Origin of the sequence: Xanthobacter tagetidis (genome assembly GCF_003667445.1) — a bacterium.
Taxonomy (GTDB): Bacteria; Pseudomonadota; Alphaproteobacteria; order Rhizobiales; family Xanthobacteraceae; genus Xanthobacter; species Xanthobacter tagetidis.
Genome location: NZ_RCTF01000025.1, coordinates 37,497 through 44,920, shown reverse-complemented (window position 1 = coordinate 44,920; position 7,424 = coordinate 37,497). Strand labels below are relative to the sequence as shown.

Here is a 7,424-nt window from a genome sequence, read left to right as displayed (position 1 = left end):
GGGCAAACCCAAGCTCGTCGCCCTCATCGCCGTCGCCAGAAAGCTCATCACCATCCTCAACGCCATCGTCCGGGATCAGCAACCATGGCGCGAACAAACCGCTTGACTAACAAGACAGTCGCTCACCCCGGCCCTCTCCCGCGAGGGGAGAGGGGGCGCGAACGGGTGGGCCGGCGCCTTGGTTCGGGAGTGCGGAAGCAGACGGCGATGCCCGCCCGTTAACTCCTCCCCCTCGCTTTGGACGGACGCCCGGCTCCCCTCTCCCCTCGTGGGAGAGGGGTCGGGGGTGAGGGGGAGGCGCCCTGCGCCTGATGCCGCCGATGAATACCCCGCGCCCCCCCCTCACCCCGACCCTCTCCCGCAAGGGGAGAGGGGGCGCGAACGGGTGGGTCAGCGCTTTATTCGGCAGAGGGCGTAAGCAGAGGCCGATGCCCGCCCGTCGACACCTTTCCCCTCGCTTCGGACGGACGCCCGGCTCCCCTGTCCCCTCGTGGGAGAGGGGTCGGGGATGAGGGGGAAGCGCCCTGCGCCTGATGCCGCCGATGAACACCCGGCGCATCGCGCTTCCGCCAGGGAATATAGGGCGCGAACGGGTGGGGTGGCGGCATGCGCGCCGGCCTCAGTTACCGCCGCCGCCTTCTCCCCCGCCTCCGCCGTCCCCGTCTCCGTCTCCCGAGCCGCCGCCGCTGTCGTCGCCATTCTCGGCGTCGTCGCGGGCGCTGGTGGAATTGCCGTGGGCACGCGAGGCAGCATAGCCGACGATCACCGCGCCGCCGGCCGCCGCCGCCATGGCCCCGGCATTGCTCGCCGGGGCCTCGCTCGCCGTGTCCGCGCCGGAGCGCCCGCTCGCCTCGCGCGAGAGGCCGTAGTCGGCGGGCGCGGTTGCGCGCGGGTCGGGCTTCTGCTGGGGCGCCGGCGCGCCGCGCCCCCGCACCACCAGGAAGCCCGCGAGCAGGACCAGCGCGAACGCCAGCCCCGCGACGAAGCCGATGTCGCCGAGCCCGTCCATGGGATCAGCGCTGCTCCCGCCGCTGCAGGAAGGCCAAGCGCTCGAACAGGTGCACGTCCTGCTCGTTCTTCAGCAGCGCGCCAGCCAGCGGCGGGATCGCCTTGCGCACGTCCTTCTCGCGCAGCGTGTCGGCGTCCACGTCCACGTCCTCGGACACCAGCAGCTTCAGCCAGTCGATCAGCTCGGAGGTGGACGGCTTCTTCTTCAGCCCCGGCACCTCGCGCAGGTCGTAGAACAGCCGCATCGCCTCGGAGACGAGGCGCGGCTTGATGCCGGGGAAGTGCACATCGACAATCGCGCGCATGGTGTCGGCGTCGGGGAAGCGGATGTAGTGGAAGAAGCAGCGGCGCAGGAAGGCGTCCGGCAGCTCCTTCTCGTTGTTGGAGGTGATGATGACCACCGGGCGCCGGTGCGCCTTCACCTGTTCGCCGGTCTCGTAGACGTGAAACTCCATGCGGTCGAGTTCCTGGAGCAAGTCGTTGGGGAACTCGATGTCCGCCTTGTCGATCTCGTCGATCAGCAGCACCGGCCGCGCCTCGGCGGCGAACGCCGTCCACAGCTTGCCCTTGCGGATGTAGTTGGCGATGTCGTGCACCCGCGGGTCGCCGAGCTGGCTGTCGCGCAGGCGCGCCACCGCGTCATATTCGTAGAGGCCCTGCTGCGCCTTGGTGGTGGACTTGATGTGCCACTCGATGAGGTCGGCGCCGAGCGCCTTGGCGATCTCCTGTGCCAGCACGGTCTTGCCGGTGCCCGGCTCGCCCTTCACCAGCAGCGGGCGTTCGAGGACGATGGCCGCGTTGACCGCCACCTTCAGGTCATCCGTGGTGACGTAGCTTCCCGTTCCCTCGAACCGCATGTGCCTTGCCCTCGTCGTCGCCGGCCATTCCGCGCTGCGGCAAGGTCGGCACCCTGCGGCGCGCCGTCAAGCCCCGGTGCGGCCGGCGTGCGGTGCGAACGGCGGTTGTCGCGGCGTGCGGGCGTCGATATAAGCGCGGCGACCTTGGAGTTCGCTTGCGCCCGTGCCGGCACCGGCCGGATGGGGTGAGGGGGCTCCGGATCGTTGATGGGGCAGGGGTCTCGCGTGCGCCGCTCATCTCCGGGTGGGGCACGGGACGCACCTGCGCCACGGGGATCAGCGACGTTGTAGCGAGGACATGGCTGATGTCGATCCAAATCGACGAGGACTATCGCCCCCGCGAGGACGAGCCCTTCATGAACGACCGGCAGCGGGAATATTTCCGCCAGAAGCTGCTGCGTTGGAAGGACGACATCCTCAAGGAGGCGCGCGAGACCCTGCAGCACCTTCAGGACGAGAACCAGAACCACCCCGATCTGGCGGACCGGGCCTCGTCCGAGACCGACCGTTCCATCGAGCTGCGCGCCCGCGACCGCCAGCGCAAGCTCATCGCCAAGATCGACGCCGCCCTCCTGCGCATCGAGGACGGCACCTACGGCTATTGCGAGGACACGGGTGAGCCCATCGCGCTGAAGCGACTTGAGGCGCGCCCCATCGCTACCCTCTCGGTGGAGGCCCAGGAGCGGCACGAGCGGCGCGAACGGGTCTACCGGGACGATTGAGCCCCGCCCTCGCGGGCGCCGGGATCGCCAGGCAGGACAAAAGAAAAGGCCGGCGCGGGATGTCCCGCGCCGGCCTTTCACATTCGGCGGCCCGCTGGCCGGCCTCAGCGGCCGGAGCCGCGGCCGAGCAGGTTCGCCATCTCCGAATCGAGATCGTTGAACGGATCGTTGGCCGGGCTCGGCGGCGGCTCGGACGGCTTCTCCGCCTTGACCACCGGCGCGGCCGGCTCGGCCTCGGGCCGGGCCGCCACGGGCGGGCTCTCCCACCGGCGCGGCGGGCTCAGCGGCGCGGGGCGCGCCGGTGCCTCGTCGGGCTTGCGCTCGGCATCGCGGCGCAGCGGCTCGCGCAGGCGCGCCACCGACGGACCACGGTCGAGGGAGGGGCGCTCCAGAGCGGGGCGATCCGGGGACGCGCGATCCAGGGCCGGGCGCGCACCCGGCTCGGCCGCGGGACGCCGCAGCGCATCGAGCCGCGGGGTTTCGCGCGCAGGGACTTCGCGCGGAGGGGCTTCACGCGGAAGAGCTTCACGCGGGGGACGGGCGGCGGCATCGCTGGGGCGGAAGGCGAACTCGCGCGGGCGCTGGCCCGGCTCGCGCACCGAAGGCTCGCGCACGGACGGCTCGCGCGGCGCGAAGTCGGGACGGGGCGACGGCTCCAGCCGCGGTGCCGGCTCCAGGCGGGGGCGTTCGGTGCGCTCCGGACGCTCGCCGGCCGCCGGCAGAACCGGGCGGATGTCGCGCAGCCGCTCGCGCGGGCGCTCGACGGGGGCGGCTGCGAGGGGCGGCTCGATCTCGGCGCTCTCGATGGTATCGGCCTCGGAGACGACGATCTCCGGCGCTTCCATCTTCGGCGCCTCGACCTTGGGCGCCTCGGCGGCAACGGTTGGGGCCTCGTCGGTCGCTTCGGCCTGCGCGCCGATCACCTCGAGATCAAGCTCGGCCGCCAGCTCGGAAACGAGATCGATCTCGATCCGGTCGGCAGCCTGGGCGGGAGCCGCCGGCTCGGCCGGCTCGTCCAGGAGGTCGGAGAGGCTGAGGCGCGGGGCCTCGGCGGCGGGCTCGGCCAGAGCGAGGTCGAGCTTCTGCGCGATGTCGTCGAAGTCGGGCTCCGGCTTCGGGGCCGGTTCGGGAGCGACGGCGACCACGGCCGCGCGGGCGGCGTCCGCAGTGGGAACGGTCTCGGGTGCCGCGGCGAGCGGCACGAGGGCCGGGCGCTCCAGCGCCGGGCGGCGCTCCGCCTGCGGCTCGTGGGCGGGTGCGGAGGTGCTGCGGCCCATGGCGGCGGCGGTGCCGCGCGACAGGCTGGGCCGGGGCGCCGGCGCCGGGGCGGGCGTGGCCGGCCGGCCGGACAGGCTGCCGTCGGACCGCGGCAGCGGGCGGCGCGCCGGCATCGGCCGGCGGATCTCCTGGGCCGGTGCCTCCTCGGGCGCCGGAACGGCGGCTTCGGCAGCCGGCAGCGCGTCGAGCGCGGGCGCCGGGGCGATGCGCGGCGCGGCGGGCTCGCGCGCCAGCGCAGGCCGGGCCTGCGGGGCCTGGATCTGCGCCGCCGGGGCGGCCGGCTCGCGTGTCTCGAACGCCGGCTGCGCCACGGCGACGGCCTCGGCCTTGCCGATGTCCGCCTCGACGACGATGTCGCTTGTGCCGCCGATGAGGATCAGGTGCTCCACATCGTCGCGGCGCACCAGCATCAGCTTGCGGCGGGCGTCGACGTTCAGGCTGTCCACAAGCGTCAGGCGGGGGCCGGAGCGGCCCCGCGTCATGATCGCCCGCCGCCCGCCGATGGCGCGCATGAGCATGACCGTCGCGCCGAGCAGCACGGCGATGACGAGGATAGCGACCCCGAGCCGGACCGGAAAGTCGAGCTGGGTGCCGAAAATCTGCTGCAACATCATGCCTCCGCTGGCTGCATGCGGGAACGGGAGTCAGGGCGGACGGATGACCATAGGGCCACGATGCACGATCTTGCGCGTCCAGGCCCTAAGGTTTTCTTGATAATCATGGCAGGATTTAAACCGGACGCGAATCTAGAGGCGTTTGAACCCATTTGCGCGGGGCGCCGGGGAGGGGCCGACCATGGCTGACGCAACGCGAGGGGCCCGCCGCCAGCGGGCGCGGGCGAGCGCCGAACTGCTGCCGCGCGGGCCCGGAGGCTATTTCTTCCTCGCTCTGGCGGCCCTGGCCGGCGGCCTGCTCGCCACCGGGGCGTTCGCCGGCGACGTCGGCGGCATCAAGGCCGCCGTGGTCGGCATGTTCGCCGTGCTGGGCGCGCTCGCGGCGCTCGCGGGGGTGGCGCGGACCTTCCGCCGGCGCGGTGCGGAGACCGACCGGCTCGGCGCCGCCGCGCTCGCCGCGACCGGCGACGCAATGGCGGTGGTGGAAAACGGCACCGCTGTGGTGGAGGCCAATGCCGCCTATCGCCGCCTGTGCCACGGCGGCGCCGGCGATCTGCCGGTGCCTGAGACCGTGCTCGGCCGCATTCCGGGCGCGCAGGCGCTCGCCGCGGAACTGCTCAACGCGGTGGCGGACGGGCGCGCGCACCAGTCGTCCACCGCCTTCGACGCCGCCGACCCGGCGCGCAGGCTGCTCGCCTCGGTGGCGCCGCTCGACGGCCCGCAGCGGGTGCTGTGGACCCTGCGCCTGCCGCCGGAGCCGGCGTCCCCGCTGCCGGGACCCGTGGCGCCCCCGGCGCGCGTCCAGCCGCCCGTTGTTCCAATCCCTGCCGCAGCCGCGGCGCCCTCCGGCGCCATTCCCGCTGCCTCCTTTGCCGCTGGCGCCGTGGCACCCGGCGCGGCGGAGGCCGCGACACTGGTGCCCGCAATGCCCGCCGCTTTTCCGGTGCGCGAGTCGCTCCGCGCCGAGATGCTGCGGCAGGACGCGGCGCGGCACGAAAGCCAGCGCGCGGAGAGCCGCGCGGATGCCCTGGTGGAGGCGTGGGAGCAGGCGCCGGCTGGCGTCGCGCGCCTGTCCCAGCGCTTCGTGCGCACGCCGAGCGCCGCCTTCTGCCGCATGCTGGGCTATGGCCTCACCGCCTGGGAGCCGGCCGGCAAGGCGATCGAGGAGGTGTTCGCGCCGGCCGACGTCGCCACCCTGCGCGGCCGCCTCGCCCGCAAGGACACCGTCGCGGAGGTGCTGCCGGTGACGCTGGTGATGCAGGACGCGCGCCGGGTTCCCGGTCTCGTCGCGCTCGGCCCGAGCGACGCGGCGGGTGAGGCCACCATGGTGATCCTGCCCGGCGCGGGCCGCGCGGCGCTGGCGGGGGCCAGGGCGCCGGAGCCGGGCGGAAGCAGGGGCGAAGCGTCGGGCGCGAGCAAGGGGGAGGAGGAAGGCCGCTTCTTCCTCAACGCGCCGCTCGCCATGGCGCTCACCGACGCCGCCGGCGGCATCCGCGCGGCCAATGCCGCCTTCGACCTGCTGTTCGCGCGCTCCGGCGCGGCGCCGCAGGCGCGGCTCGCCGATCTCGTGGGAGCGGCCGACGCCGCCGCGGTAGCCGCGCTGCTGGACGGCGCCCAAGCGGGCCGCACCGCGCCGTGCGACGTGGTGCGGGGCGGCGAGGGCGGGCGCAGCGCGCGCCTCTATGCGGCGCCGCTCGGCGGCGGCGAGATCGCCCTGTGCGCCATCGACACCACCGAGCAGAAGGCGCTGGAGGCGCAGTTCGCCCAGTCCCAGAAGCTCCAGGCGGTGGGGCATCTGGCCGGCGGCATGGCGCACGACTTCAACAATCTTCTGACCGCCATCATCGGCTATTGCGACCTGCTCCTGGTCAGACACCGCCCGTCCGACCCGTCTTTCCCGGACATCATGCAGATCAAGCAGAACGCCAACCGGGCCGCCGGCCTGGTGCGCCAGCTTCTGGCCTATTCCCGCCGCCAGACCCTGCGTCCGCAGGTGATCGAGCTGTCGGACGTGATCGCCGACACTTCCGAACTGCTGCGCCGGCTGATGGGCGAGCGGATCGCGCTGGAGGTCGAGCACGGGCGCGGCCTGTGGCCGGTCAAGGTGGACCTGAACCAGTTCGAGCAGGTGATCGTGAACCTCGCCGTCAATGCGCGCGACGCCATGCCCGAGGGCGGCACGCTGCGGGTGCGCACGCGCAACGTGCCGGCGGACGAGGTTGCCGCCATCGGCGCCAGGGACCTGCCGGCGGGCGATTATGTTCTGGTGGAGGTGGAGGACACCGGCACCGGCATCCCGCCGCACATCATGGACCAGATCTTCGAGCCGTTCTTCACCACCAAGGAGGTGGGCAAGGGCACCGGGCTCGGGCTCGCCACCGTCTACGGAATCGTCCAGCAGACCGGCGGCACCATCCTCGCCTCCAGCGTGGAAGGGCAGGGCACCACCTTCCGTGTTCTGCTGCCGCGCCACGAGGGCGGCTCCGACGCCGAGGCCACGCCCGCGGCCGAAGCCGAGCCGCGCGCCGCCGACCTCACCGGCCAGGGCACCGTGCTGCTGGTGGAAGACGAGGACGCGGTGCGCGCCTTCGCCAGCCGCGCTCTGGCAGGGCGCGGCTATGACGTGCTCACCGCGGCGAGCGGCGTCGAGGCGCTGGAGGTGATGGAAGGCTGCGGCAAGCGGCTCGACCTCGTGGTCTCGGACGTGGTGATGCCGGAGATGGACGGCCCGACGCTGCTGAAGGAATTGCGGGCGCGCGATCCGCGTCTCAAGGTGGTGTTCATCTCCGGCTATGCCGAGGAGGCGTTCGCGCGCAACCTGCCGCCGGGCGAGGATTTCGCCTTCCTGCCGAAGCCCTTCTCGCTCAAGCAGCTGGTGGCAGCGGTAGGCGAGGCGCTGAAGGCGTGACGGCGCCGCCGGCGACCCGCCTGCCCTGTGGCGCTTG

General features: G+C 73.2%; 5 protein-coding genes and 1 pseudogene. 3 read left to right on the top strand and 3 right to left on the bottom strand.

Translation table 11 applies throughout. The annotated features are described in order from the left end of the window. Window positions 1-106 (top strand): annotated as a pseudogene (locus tag D9R14_RS21425) (IS110 family transposase); the annotation flags it as partial. A 513-nt stretch (window positions 107-619) separates the two neighbouring features. On the opposite strand, the gene D9R14_RS21420 reads toward D9R14_RS21425, so the two are convergent. Then, window positions 620-1,009: a hypothetical protein gene (locus D9R14_RS21420; protein ID WP_121625459.1), complete on the bottom strand. Its 390-nt coding sequence runs from the start codon at window positions 1,007-1,009 to the stop codon at window positions 620-622. 4 nt (window positions 1,010-1,013) lie between these two features. Further along, window positions 1,014-1,865 (bottom strand): AAA family ATPase, encoded by an 852-nt coding sequence (locus D9R14_RS21415; RefSeq protein WP_121625457.1) that lies wholly within the window; start codon window positions 1,863-1,865, stop codon window positions 1,014-1,016. A 305-nt stretch (window positions 1,866-2,170) separates the two neighbouring features. Between D9R14_RS21415 and dksA the strand changes: the two genes are divergently transcribed. After that, window positions 2,171-2,587 carry an RNA polymerase-binding protein DksA gene (gene dksA, locus D9R14_RS21410; protein WP_121625455.1) on the top strand — a complete coding sequence of 139 codons (417 nt, stop codon included), beginning with the start codon at window positions 2,171-2,173 and terminating at the stop codon, window positions 2,585-2,587. Between the two features lie 104 nt (window positions 2,588-2,691). Here the strand turns inward: dksA and D9R14_RS23450 are convergent, their stop codons facing one another. After that, window positions 2,692-4,476, bottom strand: a complete 1,785-nt coding sequence (locus tag D9R14_RS23450; RefSeq protein ID WP_170168701.1) for a flagellar biosynthetic protein FliO — start codon at window positions 4,474-4,476, stop codon at window positions 2,692-2,694. A 184-nt stretch (window positions 4,477-4,660) separates the two neighbouring features. Between D9R14_RS23450 and D9R14_RS21400 the strand changes: the two genes are divergently transcribed. Further along, on the top strand, window positions 4,661-7,387 hold the full coding sequence (locus D9R14_RS21400; protein ID WP_245420927.1) for a hybrid sensor histidine kinase/response regulator: 2,727 nt from the start codon (window positions 4,661-4,663) through the stop codon (window positions 7,385-7,387). Window positions 7,388-7,424: the final 37 nt, after the last annotated feature.